The organism is Desulfuromonas sp. CSMB_57, assembly GCF_020194955.2.
Taxonomy (GTDB): Bacteria; Desulfobacterota; Desulfuromonadia; order Desulfuromonadales; family Syntrophotaleaceae; genus JAFCIY02.
In genome coordinates this window covers 153,302-167,150 of sequence record NZ_JAFCIY020000001.1, presented here as the reverse complement: position 1 = coordinate 167,150, position 13,849 = coordinate 153,302, and the positions used below count along the sequence as shown (strand labels likewise).

General features: G+C 59.4%; 13 protein-coding genes. 8 read left to right on the top strand and 5 right to left on the bottom strand.

Going from position 1 to position 13,849, the window contains the following annotated elements; all coding sequences use genetic code 11:
* Positions 1 to 365 precede the first annotated feature (365 nt).
* From JQN68_RS00710 to JQN68_RS00700, 3 genes are read right to left on the bottom strand one after another with little or no spacing between them, the layout of a single operon-like run.
* On the bottom strand, positions 366 to 1,106 hold the full coding sequence (locus tag JQN68_RS00710; protein ID WP_225071226.1) for a DUF4197 domain-containing protein: 741 nt from the start codon (positions 1,104 to 1,106) through the stop codon (positions 366 to 368).
* Between the two features lie 21 nt (positions 1,107 to 1,127).
* Positions 1,128 to 2,384, bottom strand: a complete 1,257-nt coding sequence (locus tag JQN68_RS00705; protein ID WP_225071225.1) for a mechanosensitive ion channel family protein — start codon at positions 2,382 to 2,384, stop codon at positions 1,128 to 1,130.
* A 53-nt stretch (positions 2,385 to 2,437) separates the two neighbouring features.
* Positions 2,438 to 2,764 carry an RNA recognition motif domain-containing protein gene (locus tag JQN68_RS00700; RefSeq protein WP_225071224.1) on the bottom strand — a complete coding sequence of 109 codons (327 nt, stop codon included), beginning with the start codon at positions 2,762 to 2,764 and terminating at the stop codon, positions 2,438 to 2,440.
* A 171-nt stretch (positions 2,765 to 2,935) separates the two neighbouring features.
* On the opposite strand from JQN68_RS00700, the gene JQN68_RS00695 reads away from it, so the two are divergent.
* From JQN68_RS00695 to JQN68_RS00670, 6 genes are all read left to right on the top strand, one after another.
* Entirely contained in the window at positions 2,936 to 3,730 is a 795-nt protein-coding gene (locus tag JQN68_RS00695) for a sulfite exporter TauE/SafE family protein (protein WP_225071223.1), read from the top strand.
* A gap of 421 nt (positions 3,731 to 4,151) precedes the next feature.
* Entirely contained in the window at positions 4,152 to 4,865 is a 714-nt protein-coding gene (locus JQN68_RS00690) for a phosphoadenylyl-sulfate reductase (protein WP_225071222.1), read from the top strand.
* A 13-nt stretch (positions 4,866 to 4,878) separates the two neighbouring features.
* On the top strand, positions 4,879 to 5,784 hold the full coding sequence (gene cysD, locus JQN68_RS00685; protein ID WP_225071221.1) for a sulfate adenylyltransferase subunit CysD: 906 nt from the start codon (positions 4,879 to 4,881) through the stop codon (positions 5,782 to 5,784).
* Positions 5,784 to 7,571: a sulfate adenylyltransferase subunit CysN gene (gene cysN / locus JQN68_RS00680; protein ID WP_249620955.1), complete on the top strand. Its 1,788-nt coding sequence runs from the start codon at positions 5,784 to 5,786 to the stop codon at positions 7,569 to 7,571. The genes cysD and cysN overlap by 1 nt, the downstream gene beginning before the upstream one ends.
* A 106-nt stretch (positions 7,572 to 7,677) precedes the next feature.
* Entirely contained in the window at positions 7,678 to 8,979 is a 1,302-nt protein-coding gene (locus JQN68_RS00675; protein ID WP_225071219.1) for a nitrite/sulfite reductase, read from the top strand.
* 228 nt (positions 8,980 to 9,207) lie between these two features.
* Positions 9,208 to 10,392, top strand: a complete 1,185-nt coding sequence (locus tag JQN68_RS00670) for an RT0821/Lpp0805 family surface protein (RefSeq protein WP_249620954.1) — start codon at positions 9,208 to 9,210, stop codon at positions 10,390 to 10,392.
* Positions 10,393 to 10,433: 41 nt separating this feature from the next.
* Here JQN68_RS00670 and JQN68_RS00665 read toward each other — a convergent pair whose 3' ends face one another.
* Positions 10,434 to 11,066 (bottom strand): FMN-dependent NADH-azoreductase, encoded by a 633-nt coding sequence (locus JQN68_RS00665; protein WP_225071217.1) that lies wholly within the window; start codon positions 11,064 to 11,066, stop codon positions 10,434 to 10,436.
* 221 nt (positions 11,067 to 11,287) lie between these two features.
* Between JQN68_RS00665 and JQN68_RS00660 the strand changes: the two genes are divergently transcribed.
* Positions 11,288 to 12,304: a methyltransferase domain-containing protein gene (locus JQN68_RS00660; protein ID WP_249620953.1), complete on the top strand. Its 1,017-nt coding sequence runs from the start codon at positions 11,288 to 11,290 to the stop codon at positions 12,302 to 12,304.
* 215 nt (positions 12,305 to 12,519) lie between these two features.
* On the opposite strand, the gene JQN68_RS00655 is transcribed toward JQN68_RS00660, so the two are convergent.
* Positions 12,520 to 12,768, bottom strand: a complete 249-nt coding sequence (locus JQN68_RS00655; RefSeq protein ID WP_249620952.1) for a DUF4911 domain-containing protein — start codon at positions 12,766 to 12,768, stop codon at positions 12,520 to 12,522.
* Positions 12,769 to 12,808: 40 nt separating this feature from the next.
* On the opposite strand from JQN68_RS00655, the gene JQN68_RS00650 reads away from it, so the two are divergent.
* On the top strand, positions 12,809 to 13,801 hold the full coding sequence (locus JQN68_RS00650; RefSeq protein WP_225071215.1) for a rhomboid family intramembrane serine protease: 993 nt from the start codon (positions 12,809 to 12,811) through the stop codon (positions 13,799 to 13,801).
* Positions 13,802 to 13,849: the final 48 nt, after the last annotated feature.

Sequence of the window (13,849 nt, the reverse complement as noted above, 5' to 3'; positions counted from 1 at the left end):
TTCAGCGCGAGGGTGGACATTTTTCCAGGCGCCCGGAAATGGCTATAACCTTTTTGGCACCCGGCCATCTCCCTTGGGCGGCGGCATCGGCCCCTGATGCAACCGGCCTAAGAAGAACATGTGACCTGGAGGTCCCTCGGCAAAGTCGTGGAGGGGGCATTTTTCAAAATCTGGCTATGCACCTGACTCCAGTAGCGGTAGTTCTTTGTCGTTGTCGTAATCGTTTAATGGATCGACTACGATTACCATCACGACAAGGACAATCGTTCGGCTACCGCTTCATTGACAATGTAGCGAGCTTCCACACCCAAGATGGGTCTTCGCAAACACAAAACTTGATAAGGTGCATAACCAGGCTACGAAGATCAATCGACGCTGCCAAATACCTTGCGCAGCAGTTCCGAGGTACGGGCGGCCGGATTCTGGCGAATTTTGCGTTCCTCCTCCCCCAGCACATGAAACAGGCCGTGCAGGGCTCCGTCGGTTACGTAGCGGTCCAGGTCAAAAGCCAGGGCTCCGCCAAAGGGCAGACTCTTTACCGACCGATCCAATTCCTGGAAATGACGGGTGGCGCCGACTTCCGCCAGAGATTCATGCACCACCGGGAGGAACATTTCCCGCAATCGGTCCTGGGTTTTGCCCTTGAAGTAGGAGGTTGCGGCGGTGTCACCGCCGCCCAGAATCTGCCTGGCATCGTTAATGGTCATGTCGCGAATGGCCTGCACGAATATTTCCCTGGCCTGTGGGGCGGCTTTCTCGGCCGCCCGGTTCATGCTTTCGGAAAAGGCGTCCAGTTGCGGCCCATATCCGGCCAGGCGCAGGAAGGATTCGGATTTCTGCAGAGCGCCCGGCAACGGGATGCGGATGAAGGGATTGTTCAAATACCCGCCTTCCTGGCCGACGGCGGCCACGGCGTTGCCGGTTCCCAGTCGCAGGGCTTCCTTGAGGCCATTGGCCACTTCCCCTTCGGTCAGGGCCGAGGAACCGGTGAAGACGCTGCGAATCCCCTGGAAGATGTTTTCAAAAGCCGCCGCGGCCGGCCGCGGTGCGGCCACCAAGGCAATCAGAAGCAGACCGGGCACGATTTTGCTGTTGCAGTTCCGCATGACAAAAGCTCCTGTTCTGGATCACGGGGATCCGGTTGCCGGCCATTGCCGGCCCAATTTTTCCGCCATGGCCGGCGTCCGGTCCAGCCCCCGCAAATCCCGCCCGGCGGGAAGTTGGAAGGAGTGCAGATCGAATTCGGGCAGGACCGCCAGCAGATGATCGAAAATATCCGCCTGAATGGCTTCATAAACCGCCCAGCGGGTATCCTTGACAAACACATAGATTTGCAATGGCAGACCTTCCGCCGTCGGCTCCATCTGGCGTACCAGAAAGGTCATGTCCTGGTGGATGGCGGGATGGTTGCGCAGATAAGCAATGCAATAGGCCCGAAAGGTGCCGATGTTGGTCAGCCGACGGCCGTTGGCCAGCACTTTGATCTCCTCACTGCTGATATGCTCGCGGTTGTGCTCTTCGATTTCCCGCACCTTCTGTTCGAGGTAGGGCCGCAGCAACCGGATGCCGTACAGGTGCCGCAGCAGTTCCGCATCGACGAAGCGAATACTGTTGAGATCGATGGGGATGGCGCGGCAGATGCGGCGGCCGCCGCTTTCGCTCATCCCCCGCCAGTTGCGAAAGGAGGAGGCCACCAGTTCATAGGCCGGGATGGTGGTGATGGTCTTGTCCCAGTTCTGCACCCGTACGGTGGTGAGGGAGACATCGATGACGTCGCCGTCAGCGCCGTGTTTGGGCATTTCGATCCAGTCGCCGCGACGCACCAGGTCCATGGTGGTGATCTGGACCCCGGCCACCAGGCCGAGAATGGAGTCCTTGAAAATCAGCAGCAGGATGGCGGTCAGGGCACCGAGCCCGGAAATGAAAAACAGTGGGCTGCGGTTGGCCAGTTGGGAGAGGGTCAGAATCAGGCAGAACAGCAGAGCCACCAGTTTGACGGCCTGCACGATGCCGCGGATGGGAACATGTTCCCGGCCGGGACTGTGCTGGTAAATGGCCATGCCGGCGTTGAGCAGGGCATCGAAGGTCCAGAAGCCGACCAATATGAAGTAGACATTGTTGAGACGCGTCAGGAGTCCGAACAGCCGGGCGTCCGCATCCAGGACCAGCGGCGCGGCAAAGGCCAACACCACGGCCGGCAACAGGTGCGCGGCCCGATCCATGACGCGGCATTCCATCAGCAGATCGTCCCATTTCACGGGACTGCGGACAGCGGCCTTGCGCAGCAGAGGCACCACCAGCAAGCGGGCGATAAAGTAGGCAGCGATGGCGCCGCCGAACAACAGGGCGAGGGACAGCAGTTGAGCGACGTCCTGGTGAGACATGTGCAAAATTTCCTTTTGATGCTCCATACGCCCCCGAGGGGGCGATGAAGGGTTTAGCCCCTGCGGGGACCTGAGCCCCCGGAGCGGGATCCGGGCCGCCCGCTGCCGGGGCCTGGAGTTCGAGCCGGAGCGGTACGTTGGCGCGCCTCGGTGACGACGATGTTTCGGTCGATGAGCCGGGTTCCATCCAGATCGATGCGGGCGGAACGGGCCGCCGCCTCGGTGGCCATGGTGACATAGCCGGCGCCGACGAAATGGCCGCTTTGGGCATCCTTGACCAGATGAATACGCACCACCTTTCCCATCAGGGAAAACAGTTTGTGCAGGTCATCTTCCGTCGCCTGCAGGGAAAGGTTCTTGACATAGAGTGTGTTGCTCATGGGACTCCTATGATTGGTCCTTCCCGGACGCATACCATGCGCCCGGAAAGCGGCCTACGTTGAATGTTGATCCATAACTTTTTAATACTAGCAGTCCTTGGAACTGGAATCCAGCACTCTTCTCGGGTATAAATGAAGACCGATCCCTGCTTACCCTCGAGGGCCTGAACATTGACCAGTCTGCTGCTCTATCTCGCTACCGGTGCCGCAGCGGGAATCCTGGCCGGCCTGCTCGGCATCGGCGGGGCGCTGCTCACCATTCCTCTATTAAGCTGGCTGTTCGCCACCGAGCAGTTGCCGGACGTGCATATCCTGCATCTCGCCCTCGGCACCTCATTGGCCAGCATCCTGTTCACCTCCTTGGCCAGTCTGCGGGCGCACCACTGGCGCGGCGCCGTCCACTGGCCGGTTGTAAGAGGCCTGACCATCGGCATCCTCGCCGGCAGCCTGCTCGGCTCGACCCTGGCAGCCCGGTTAAGCGGCCAATTTCTGAAGGGGTTTTTCGTTGCCTTCCTGGGCTTTGTTGCTCTGCAGATGCTGCTCGACATGCGTCCCAAAGCAAGCCGCAGCCTGCCCGGCCGCGCCGGCCTGCTGGGGGCCGGTACGCTCATCGGCGGCCTTTCCGGCCTGGTCGGCATCGGCGGCGGCAGTCTGTCGGTGCCGTTTCTGGTATGGTGCAACCTGCCCATCCATCATGCCATCGGCACTTCGGCAGCCATCGGCTTCCCCATCGCCCTGGCCGGTACCATCGGCTACATCCTTAACGGCCTGGCCACCGCCGGCCTGCCTCCCGGCAGCTTGGGCTTCGTCTATCTGCCGGCCCTGGCCGGCGTCACCCTGGCCAGCATCTGTACCGCGCCCCTCGGTGCCAGACTGGCCCATCGCCTGCCCGTCAAACGACTGAAAAGGGCATTTGCATTTTTTTTGCTGCTGGTGGCGACGAAATTGCTGCTGGAACTGCTGTAATGGATCAAAAACCTGGAACGCCAATCGGTTCGGCAGCAAATCCCTGTGTCGCCTTTCCTTTGCGTCCCGTAAGGTTGGTCGTCGCCTTGACTGCTCTCGTGCCTCTGAGGTTCCGTTTAGCCCCCTCCTTAAAAGCCTGTCACTGATTCACACCAAATGAATGTGGAATAAATCCGGCACCCAGGATGATTTTTTTATCAACGCCACTTCGGTAAAAACTTCATAAATATATAGTTTTACACACATTTATTACACAAAAGACCCTAAACACACTTCTTATTGTGTTTATATGGCCATTTTGGGGTTGACTATTGTTGACTAAAAAGATAAAAATCTGAACGTGAACTTAACCGATATAGTATGCTTTTGCTCCACGCTACCCGGGGCGAACCCAACTTGATTCAAAATTGCGGAGGTCAGCATGTCGCAGGACAACCAACCTAGGACAGCAAACAAATTGCCGGCCATCGACGCCAAGGACCCCCGGCAGATCATTCTGGCCGGCGTCGAGGCGGCCGGCGGCCGGATCGCCATGGCCAGCTCCTTCAGCATCGAGGATGTCGTGGTCATCGACCTGCTGCACCAGGTCGCGCCGCAGGTGCGGATCTTCGCCATCGATACCGGCCGCCTCAACGAGGAAACCTACCAGATTGCCGAATCGGTCAGGGCTCGCTACGGCCTGGCCATCGACTGGTATTTTCCGCAACGCGAGGCAGTGGAACGTCTGGAGCGGGAAAAAGGACTCTTTTCCTTTCGGGAATCCCTGGAAAACCGTCACGAATGTTGCCGCATCCGCAAGGTTGAACCCCTGGGCCGGGCCTTGGCGGATCTGGCCGGCTGGGTGGTCGGCCTGCGCCGGGAACAGAGCGTGACCCGGGCCGCCCTGCAGCCCCTGGAAATCGATCAGGCCCATGGCGGTATCGTCAAGATCTCCCCTTTGGCCGACTGGAGCGAAGGACAGGTCTGGGAATACGCCGAGCAGCATGCTCTGCCCATAAACCGCCTGCACCGCATGGGATATCCCTCCATCGGCTGCGCCCCCTGCACACGCGCCATCGAGTCCGGGGAGGAACTGCGCGCCGGACGCTGGTGGTGGGAAAACCCGGAACACAAGGAATGCGGCCTGCATCGTTGAACCGAAACATCCGATGGAGAACATCATGACTCATCTGGAACAGCTGGAAGCGGAAAGCATACATATTCTTCGGGAGGTCGCCGCCGAGTTTGAAAACCCGGTGATGCTCTATTCCATCGGCAAGGATTCGGCGGTCATGCTGCATCTGGCCCGCAAGGCCTTCTACCCCGCCCGGCCGCCCTTTCCTTTACTGCATGTCGATACCACCTGGAAGTTTCGCGAAATGATCCTGTTTCGCGACCGCATGGCGGCCGAATGCGGCTTCGACCTGCTGGTGCATATCAATGAAGAAGGGGTTCGGCAGGGAATCAATCCCTTCATTCACGGCTCGGCGGTCCACACCGACGTCATGAAAACCGAGGCCCTGAAGCAGGCTCTGAACAAGTACCGGTTCGATGCCGCTTTTGGCGGCGCCCGGCGCGATGAGGAAAAATCGCGGGCCAAGGAGCGCATCTTCTCCTTTCGCTCCGCGAGCCACCGCTGGGACCCCAGGAACCAGCGCCCCGAACTGTGGAACATCTACAATGCCAAGGTCCAGCCGGGCGAAAGCATTCGGGCCTTCCCCCTGTCCAACTGGACCGAACTGGATGTGTGGCAGTACATCTACCTCGAGGACATCCCCATCGTGCCCCTTTACTTTGCCAAGGAGCGTCCGGTGGTGGAACGGGACGGGATGCTGATATTGGTCGACGATGACCGGCTGCAACTGCAACCGGGCGAACAGGTGCAGTACAGGTCGGTACGCTTTCGTACCTTGGGCTGCTATCCCCTGACCGGTGCGGTGGAATCCACGGCCGCATCCTTGCCGGAAATCATCCAGGAAATGCTCCTGACCCGGTCCTCGGAACGACAGGGCCGTTTGATCGACCACGACCAGAGCGGTTCCATGGAAAAGAAGAAACAGGAGGGCTATTTCTGATGGCGCATCAATCCGAACTCATCACAGAGGATATTCACGCCTACCTGAAAAGCCAGCAGGTCAAAAGCCTGCTGCGGTTCATTACCTGCGGCAGCGTCGACGACGGCAAGAGCACCCTGATCGGTCGTCTGCTGTGGGATTCCAAGATGATCTTCGAGGATCAGCTCGCCGCCCTGGCTGCCGACAGTAAACGGGTCGGCACCCAGGGGGAGAACATCGACTACGCCCTGCTCCTCGACGGGCTGCAGGCCGAACGGGAACAGGGCATCACCATCGATGTCGCGTATCGCTACTTCTCCACCGACAAACGCAAATTCATCGTCGCCGACACCCCCGGTCACGAGCAGTATACGCGCAACATGGTCACCGGCGCGTCCACGGCGCAGGTCGCCGTGATCCTCGTCGACGCCCGCAAGGGCCTGTTGACCCAGACCCGGCGCCACAGCTACCTGGTCTCTTTGGTCGGCATCCGCCACGTGGTGTTGGCCATCAACAAGATGGATCTGGTGGATTACAGCGCCAGTCGGTTTGACGCCCTGCGGCGCGAGTACCAGCTTTTTGCTGCGGGGCTCGGCTTCGAGGACATCACCGCCATCCCCATCTCGGCTCTCGAAGGGGACAATGTCCTGACGGCCGGCAACCGCACCCCCTGGTATGACGGCCCCTCCCTCATGGAGCATCTGGAGACCGTGCAGATCGCGGATGCGGCCGACAGCCGGCCATTCCGCCTGCCGGTACAGTGGGTGAATCGCCCCAACCTCGATTTTCGCGGCTTTTGCGGCACCATCGCCGCCGGCAAGGTTCGCCCCGGCGATGAAGTGGTGGTCACAGGGTCCGGCCGGACCAGTCGCGTGGCCCGTATCGTTACCATGAACGGCGATCTGGACGAAGCCGTCGCCGGCCAGGCGGTGACCCTGACCCTGACCGACGAGATCGATATCAGCCGCGGCGATCTGCTGGCGGGGGCGGAAAGCCGCCCGCACCACAGCGATCAGTTCGAGGCCAGGCTGGTCTGGCTGCACGAGCAGCCCCTGGACCCCGGTCGCGGCTATCTGCTCAAGACCGCGGCCGGAAGCGCGCCGGCCCAGGTACGGAGAGTGAAACACAAAATCAACGTTAACCTTTTGCAGCAGGAGGAGGCCGACGGACTGGCCCTCAACGAGATCGGCGTCTGCCAGATTGCGGCCCATAAAGCCATCGCCTTCGATTCCTACCGGGACCATCGCGGAACGGGCAGTTTCATCCTCATCGATCGTCTGACCCATGCCACGGTGGCCGCCGGCATGATCGACCAGCCTCTGGCGGAGACCTCCAGCAAGGCCTGGCAGACCACGGTGGTCGACCAGACCGCCCGCGCCGCGCTCAAAGGCCAGCACCCCAAAGTCCTCTGGTTCCGGGAGCTGACGGCCCAGAGGCAGAAAAATATTCCCGAACTTCTGGAGAAAAAACTTCACAGCCTTGGCCTGCACACCTACCTGTTGGACGGTTCGGCCCTCCCTGGCCGATGGGCGGATGACGCCATCGAGCGGCCGTCAGCGGCACCGCATGTGGCACACACGGCCAGGGTGTTGGCGGATGCCGGACTCATCGTGCTGGTCGCCAATGCCGGGCCGCTGCCGTCACGGCAGATTACGGATTTACCCTGGGATGGGAAGGAATGGCTTGAAATCACCGACGGTGCAACCGGCAGCGGCGATGCCGTCAGCCATCCGTCCAGAATGACGGCCGACCCTGAACTCGATGCGGAAAAACTCATTGAATCCCTGGTGGAGAAGGTATATGTCTAAGCACGCAGGAGGATGATCGGCTCGAAAAGCGGCCGGCGCACGGCGCCGGCCATCCTGACCCCGATGGCATACTTTTATTTCATTCCCTGAACAAGGACTTGGCCCCATGAGCGACACCCAAAGCCCCGACTACCGGACCCTCAAGCTCGACGGCATCTATCAACAGAACACGAACGGGGATCTGATGCTGCGCCTCAAGCTGCCGGGCGGCCTGCTGTCGGCGCTGCAGGCCGAAGTGATCTGCGATCTGTCGGACAGTTATTCAACAGGCATCCTGCATCTGACCTGCCGCGGCAGCCTGGAATTGCATGGTCTGCGCGGCGAGTCCTTGTCGCCCGTCTTCCGGCGTCTGCAAACCGTCGGACTGACCACCCGCGGCGCCTGCGGAGGTGCGGTCCGCAGCATCGCCTGCGCCCCATCGGAGGGGGAACGGTATACCCGCATCCAGGCCCTGGTCCGGCGCCTGCACCAGCACTTTTCAGGCAATCCCCATTTTGAAGGACTGCCGAAGAAGTTCAAGATAGGCATTGAAGACGGCTATCAAGGGGCTCGCCACCTGGCCCAGGACCTGGCCATGGTGTATTTGGACCGCGAAGATGGGCGCGATCTGTGCGATGTTTGGGTGGCCGGTGGGCTTGGGGCACAACCGCGGGAAGGGTTTCTGTTGGCGGGTCGGGTGCCTTTTGAGCGCCTGCTGCCTCTCATCGAGGGGGTAATCAAGGTTTACCTGCACCATGCACCACCCGGCAAACGCCTCAAACATCTCCTCGCCGACATCGGCGAACGGGAATTCCGCGCCCTGTTGGCCCGGGAAACCCGTGGCAGTCAACCTTGCCCCGTCATCGGCCCCCTGGACGAGGTGCTGGATGCGTCCACGGCGCCCGGTGCCGGCGGCTGGATCGAACTGCCGGTGTTTGCCGGGCAGCTCCCGTCCGCCGATTTGCGTCAAGTTGCCGGTTTGGTTCGACGCCTTGGGGACGGCTTCCTGGCCATCAGCCCCGAGCAGAACCTGTTGATCTCCCTGGCGGCCGAGTTGGACCCCCGCCCCCTGAAACAGGCTCTGCAGGCCGCCGGAGTGCCGCTGGATGGTTCGGCACTGAACTGCCGGGTCTGCCCGGGCAGCCATGCCTGCCCGAAGGGCCTGGTGCCGACCCGCGACGTGGCCAGGCAGCTTGCCAAAATCCTTGGGGAACAGGGGCGTTCACTGGATTGGGCCGTCGCCGGCTGTCCCAACAGCTGTTCGCAGCCGCAACTGGCCCATTGCGGCATCATCGGCGTACGAAAAGGTAGTGCCGCCAAAGAAGCTCTCTTCGATCTTTACCGCCGCGATGATGATGGATTCGGCAAACCCCTCCAGCGGAAACTGACCCTCGCCGAGTTGATGCAAGCGATCAAGGCCTTGGGCTGAAACACGGCAAGTTTTGTCAAACTTCGCTCTTTTTTCCCCTGACCGAATTTTAGCCAAGATTCGGTAAACCCTTTGGGTGGGATATTCGTCGAAAAACCAAAAATACAGGCATGACAGGCAATCCGAAAAACAACCGGCCTGTGCCAATGGCCCCACGCCGAACCGGCCATGGAGCAGGATGTCCGGCGGGGCGGCGGGCAGGTTCATCTGGCGACGAGGAGAGCGAAAATGAAAGGGATGATTTCCATATTGACGGTTCTGACTGTCATCCTGGCCGGTACAACCGGCAGCCTGGCGCAGCCATATAACGGCCTGGATGCGCCGGAACAACAGGCCATGTACGATACCTTCCAATATGCCCTGGAAAACAATCCGAGCAACCAGGCTTCTGACTGGGTCAATCCCGACACCGGGCGCTCGGGGGTGGTCATGCCCATCGCCACCTATGATGACGACCAGGGTCAACCTTGTCGCGAATTCGTCACCACCATCATCATCGGCGGGCGGGAAGAGCAGGGATACGGTACGGCTTGCAGGCAACCGGACGGTTCCTGGCAGATCGTGAGCGATGATCTGGATGAAGACTTGGCGGTACCACAAGCAGAAACCTACCCTGCGGCGCCTCCGGTGCAGGCCTACCTCGATCAGTATTACTATTATCCGGGGTATTATCCGGAGCGTTACTACTACTTCCCGGCCGGTTTGTATACTCCCTATTACCCGTACAACATCTACCTCAGCTTCAGCTATATCCATCGTAGCGGCCACCGTTATTACGGGACCCATTATCTGGATGGACGGACCTTTTACCGTCGCCATCCGCGGGCGCTGCGGGAGCGGGTCATCGTCCGGCCGCCGTATCGGTACCAACCGCCATCCTGGCACCCCCGGACTCACCGCCACAACGAGATCCGCGTTCTACGCCCGACGCCAAGCCGTCCGGCGACCCAACCGCGTCCGGCGACCGACACTCGTTGGCGCCGGGATGATCGTATCCGCCATATCGGCCCCCATCGCCAGGACGGCCCGCCGCGGCAGCTTGAGCGTCCGCGACCGGACGGCCGCGGCACGCAAAATCCCGGAAACCGCCAGGAGGATCCCTTCCGGCAGCAAACTTGGCCGCAACAGGATGGACGAGGTGACCAGCAGAGGTTCCGCCGACAGGAACAGCCCATTCAGCAGAACCAGCCACAGCAGGATGGGCATCCCCGTCAACCGGCGGCCCCCCAACAGGACCAAAGCTTCCAGCAACAGAACTGGCGCCAGCAGACGGGAGGCGATAACCGCCAGATGCAGCGCCAACCGGAGCATCGCCCTCAGCAGCAGAATCGGCCAAGCTATGATGGCCGCTCCAGTCAGGAAGACAGGCGGCAACCGGGCCAGCGCGGCCGACCGGGACCAAGATCCTGGTAACCTTGAGGCAGCAAACCGGATCCTTGGTCACCGGGACGGCATCAGGCAAACTTTTCGGCCAACCGCCCGGCCTCTCGAATTGCTGCCTGCAGCCTTTCTTCAACCTGTTCGGGAGTTTCCATTAAAGTGTTTTCCACCCGCACGGCATGGATGTCGGTGATGCCGATGAAGCCGGCGATGGCCCGCAGATAGCTCTCCTGGAAATCCATGGTTTCACAGGGATTGCCGGCACCATAGGTGCCTCCCCGCGCCAGGAGCAACAGCAGGGGACGCCCCGTGACCAGTCCGACATAACCCTGCTCCGGAACAAATTTGAACGTCAGGCCGGGCTGTACGATGACATCGAGATACTGTTTGAGCCGATAAGGGATGCTGAAGTTCCACATGGGCGAGGCCAGAACATACTTGTCGAAACTTTTGAAATGCTCGATAGTGCGTATCACTTCGACCCAGGCGGCCTGGGCCCGATCCCGGGGTTCCTGACCGCCCAGAACAGCATATTTGGCTGCCGCCTGGGGCGCCGTAAAGGGCGGTATGTCGGCAGAGAACAGATCCAGCATTTCAATGCTGTCCTGGGGGTGGAGTTGGCGATAGGTCGTCAAAAAACCATCGGCTAGCCGACTTGACCAGGATTCATCTCGAGGGCTGGCGATGATGCACAGTACCTTGGCCATTTGTTGTTCCTTTCCCGCATGACGCGACTGGCAGACTGTTCATAGTCATAGGCTAAAATTCTTCCATACGACAACAAGCCTACCGTAACCATCAGGCGATGCAAGCCTTTCTGAAATGCACCCCAGGTAAATTTATGTATAATCTTGATTAGGTCCGCAACCATGTTTCATGGTCGAAGCTCCAATTTCGATTTCATCCCCCAAATACGGAGATCCCTTACATGTTAACAACTTGCAAGAGATTTTTCCGGCGCTTTCTACTCTTGGGCATTCAATTCCTGAAATCGCGAAAATGGATTGCCAAAACCCTCTATTCCCTCCAAAACGCCAAAGACTTCAGCGATCTTCAGGAACATGAAATCATGGTAGCCGACACTATCCGGGTCGACAGCTATCATCAAGCGATCAAACGTTATGTAAAACCTGGGGACATCGTGCTCGACCTTGGCACCGGAACAGGTATCTTGTCCTTGTTTGCCGCGCAGCAGAATCCAGAAAAAATATATGCCATTGACCATTCGGAATTCATCGAAGTTGCGAAAAAAATTGCCATCCTCAACAATATTGACAAAATCGAATTTATTAAAGAAAGCAGTTTCTCTTTTAATCCCATTGAAAATGTTGACGTCATCCTGCACGAACAGGTTGGTGATGATCTTTTCGAAGAGGATATGCTGGAAAATATACTTGATTTGAAAGAAAGGATTTTAAAGAAGGATGGAATCATTCTACCTGGAAAATTCGAACTTTATATTGAACCTGTTTCATTGAAAGAAACCTATCGTGTGCCTTTTATCTGGGAACAGCATCTTCACGGAATTGATTTTAGACGGCTCAAAAACGATCCTATCATCCAGCCGTACAAACTGAAGGACTATGGCTTCACTAATATTCCACCTCACTCAATCAATGCCCTGCTCGCCAACCCTGAACCAATACTGGCCTTTGACATGAATGCAGAAGACTTTCAGGCTGATTTTCCGACCTCCTTGACCCAAACGAAAAAAATCGTCCGAAGAGGCAGAATGGATGGTCTTTGCCTATATTTCCGCATTGTCTTCGATGACGAAATCGCTATCGATACCCTTCCCATGGAGACCTCCACTCATTGGAAGAACCGGCTGTTCAGAACCGAGAGTCGACAAGTAGAGCCTGGGCAGGAGCTCCCCTTCACCCTTTTTATGAAAAACCTGGCCCGGCCGGAGACCTGGTCCATCGCATTGCACAATACCGATTGATCAAAAAACTCCTTTCCGCAAGACCTATCGGCGACAGCCGGCAGGTCAGGTCAGGATAGGATCCCACACGGTTAGTCGTCTCCGGAAATTCTGAGAGAGTTTGGTTGCCGGCAAGACGCGGCGCCCCAGGCCTAGCCAGAGTTGAGCCGAGAAGACGGAACGCAGCCAACAACCAAAAGGGCGGGATTTGAAGGCAGGACTCATCGCACGGGGCTCTAGATGGGGGGCAGCAAATATGCGGCGGGGGGAGCGCAGGGACGCAGCTGCAGTTCTTTTTCCAAGGCCCTCAGCAAATCCTCGGCATCGCGATGGCGGGACCCGGGATAGATGACCTCCACCAGACCGGTAGCAGGCTCAAGGGTGCGAAAAAACGCCAACCCGTCATAGGCTTCGAGGAGGAATCGCAGATAGGAGATATCGCGGCGAGGGCAAATGAAGTAGCGTTTCTCAAGTTTTTCGCCCATATGGGCTTCCTTTCAGGCATTCCGGGCGATGGAAGCGGATATGAATGAGGATAGTTACCGGCGGGCCGCCATCGACGCAGAATACAGCGTCGATCTTCCAGATGGGCCAGATGCAGAGATGTCGGACTGGGTCGAGATTGACCCACACCGGGTCAGGGCGGAACTGCGTCGCCCCCTGTCCGCGGAGCGGGCCCGGGCCTGGCAACTGACCCTGCAGGCCCGCGGGCTGTCCAGCCAATTCACACCCCTGGCCAGGGGCTGGCGGCTCTTTGTCCGCGAGCCGGATTATGATTCGGCCTTGTTGGAACTGCAATTATTCGAGGTGGAAAACCGCGACTGGCCGCCGGTATCCGCCATCCCTTCGGCAGCGGCCGATGCCTGGCCCACCGCCACGGTGCTGGCGGCCCTGGCCCTGTTTCACAACCTGATCCGTCTCGATCTCTTCGTTCTGCCCGGCGCACCCTGGATCTGGCTGCGACAGGGGGCCGCCTCCGTCGCCGCCATTCGCGACGGCCAATGGTGGCGGCTGCTCACGGCCCTGACCCTGCACAGCGACGGCCAGCATCTGGCGGGCAATCTGCTCATCGGCGGAGTGTTCGCGTTCTGCCTCTGTCGGCGCCTCGGCAACGGACCGGCCTGGCTGCTGATCCTGGTCGGCGGTACGCTGGGCAATGCCGGCAACAGCCTGCTGCAACCCCTGCACCATAGTTCCGTCGGGGCGTCTACTGCCGTGTTCGCTACAGTAGGCATCCTGGCGGCACTGCGGTTGCCGGAAATGAAGCAGAGCAGCGGCCGCACCTGGCTCCTGCCGCTGCTGTCCGGCCTGGCCCTGTTGGGGCTGCTGGGTACCTCCGGTGAGCAGACCGACCTGGGTGCCCATCTGTGCGGCTTTTTGGCCGGCTTGCTGCTCGGCGCCATGGCGGCGCCAAGACTTGCACACACCTTGCCCAACCCCCTGCTCGGCCGTCTATTGGGACTCACCAGCCTGTTGCTCGTGATCCTGGCCTGGTACGCCGCCCTGACCAGCCATTAAAAAGGCGGCCGGTACCCAGGTACCGGCCGCCTCGCCTTGTTATAGGCT

Coding starts and splice junctions, on each gene's coding strand:
- JQN68_RS00705 (WP_225071225.1), bottom strand. CDS start 2,384: ATGTCTCACCAGGACGTCGCTCAACTGCTGTCCCTCGCCCTGTTGTTC.
- JQN68_RS00650 (WP_225071215.1), top strand. CDS start 12,809: ATGAATGAGGATAGTTACCGGCGGGCCGCCATCGACGCAGAATACAGC.
- JQN68_RS00670 (WP_249620954.1), top strand. CDS start 9,208: ATGAAAGGGATGATTTCCATATTGACGGTTCTGACTGTCATCCTGGCC.
- JQN68_RS00660 (WP_249620953.1), top strand. CDS start 11,288: ATGTTAACAACTTGCAAGAGATTTTTCCGGCGCTTTCTACTCTTGGGC.
- JQN68_RS00665 (WP_225071217.1), bottom strand. CDS start 11,066: ATGGCCAAGGTACTGTGCATCATCGCCAGCCCTCGAGATGAATCCTGG.
- JQN68_RS00700 (WP_225071224.1), bottom strand. CDS start 2,764: ATGAGCAACACACTCTATGTCAAGAACCTTTCCCTGCAGGCGACGGAA.
- JQN68_RS00690 (WP_225071222.1), top strand. CDS start 4,152: ATGTCGCAGGACAACCAACCTAGGACAGCAAACAAATTGCCGGCCATC.
- cysN (WP_249620955.1), top strand. CDS start 5,784: ATGGCGCATCAATCCGAACTCATCACAGAGGATATTCACGCCTACCTG.
- JQN68_RS00655 (WP_249620952.1), bottom strand. CDS start 12,768: ATGGGCGAAAAACTTGAGAAACGCTACTTCATTTGCCCTCGCCGCGAT.
- JQN68_RS00675 (WP_225071219.1), top strand. CDS start 7,678: ATGAGCGACACCCAAAGCCCCGACTACCGGACCCTCAAGCTCGACGGC.
- JQN68_RS00710 (WP_225071226.1), bottom strand. CDS start 1,106: ATGCGGAACTGCAACAGCAAAATCGTGCCCGGTCTGCTTCTGATTGCC.
- cysD (WP_225071221.1), top strand. CDS start 4,879: ATGGAGAACATCATGACTCATCTGGAACAGCTGGAAGCGGAAAGCATA.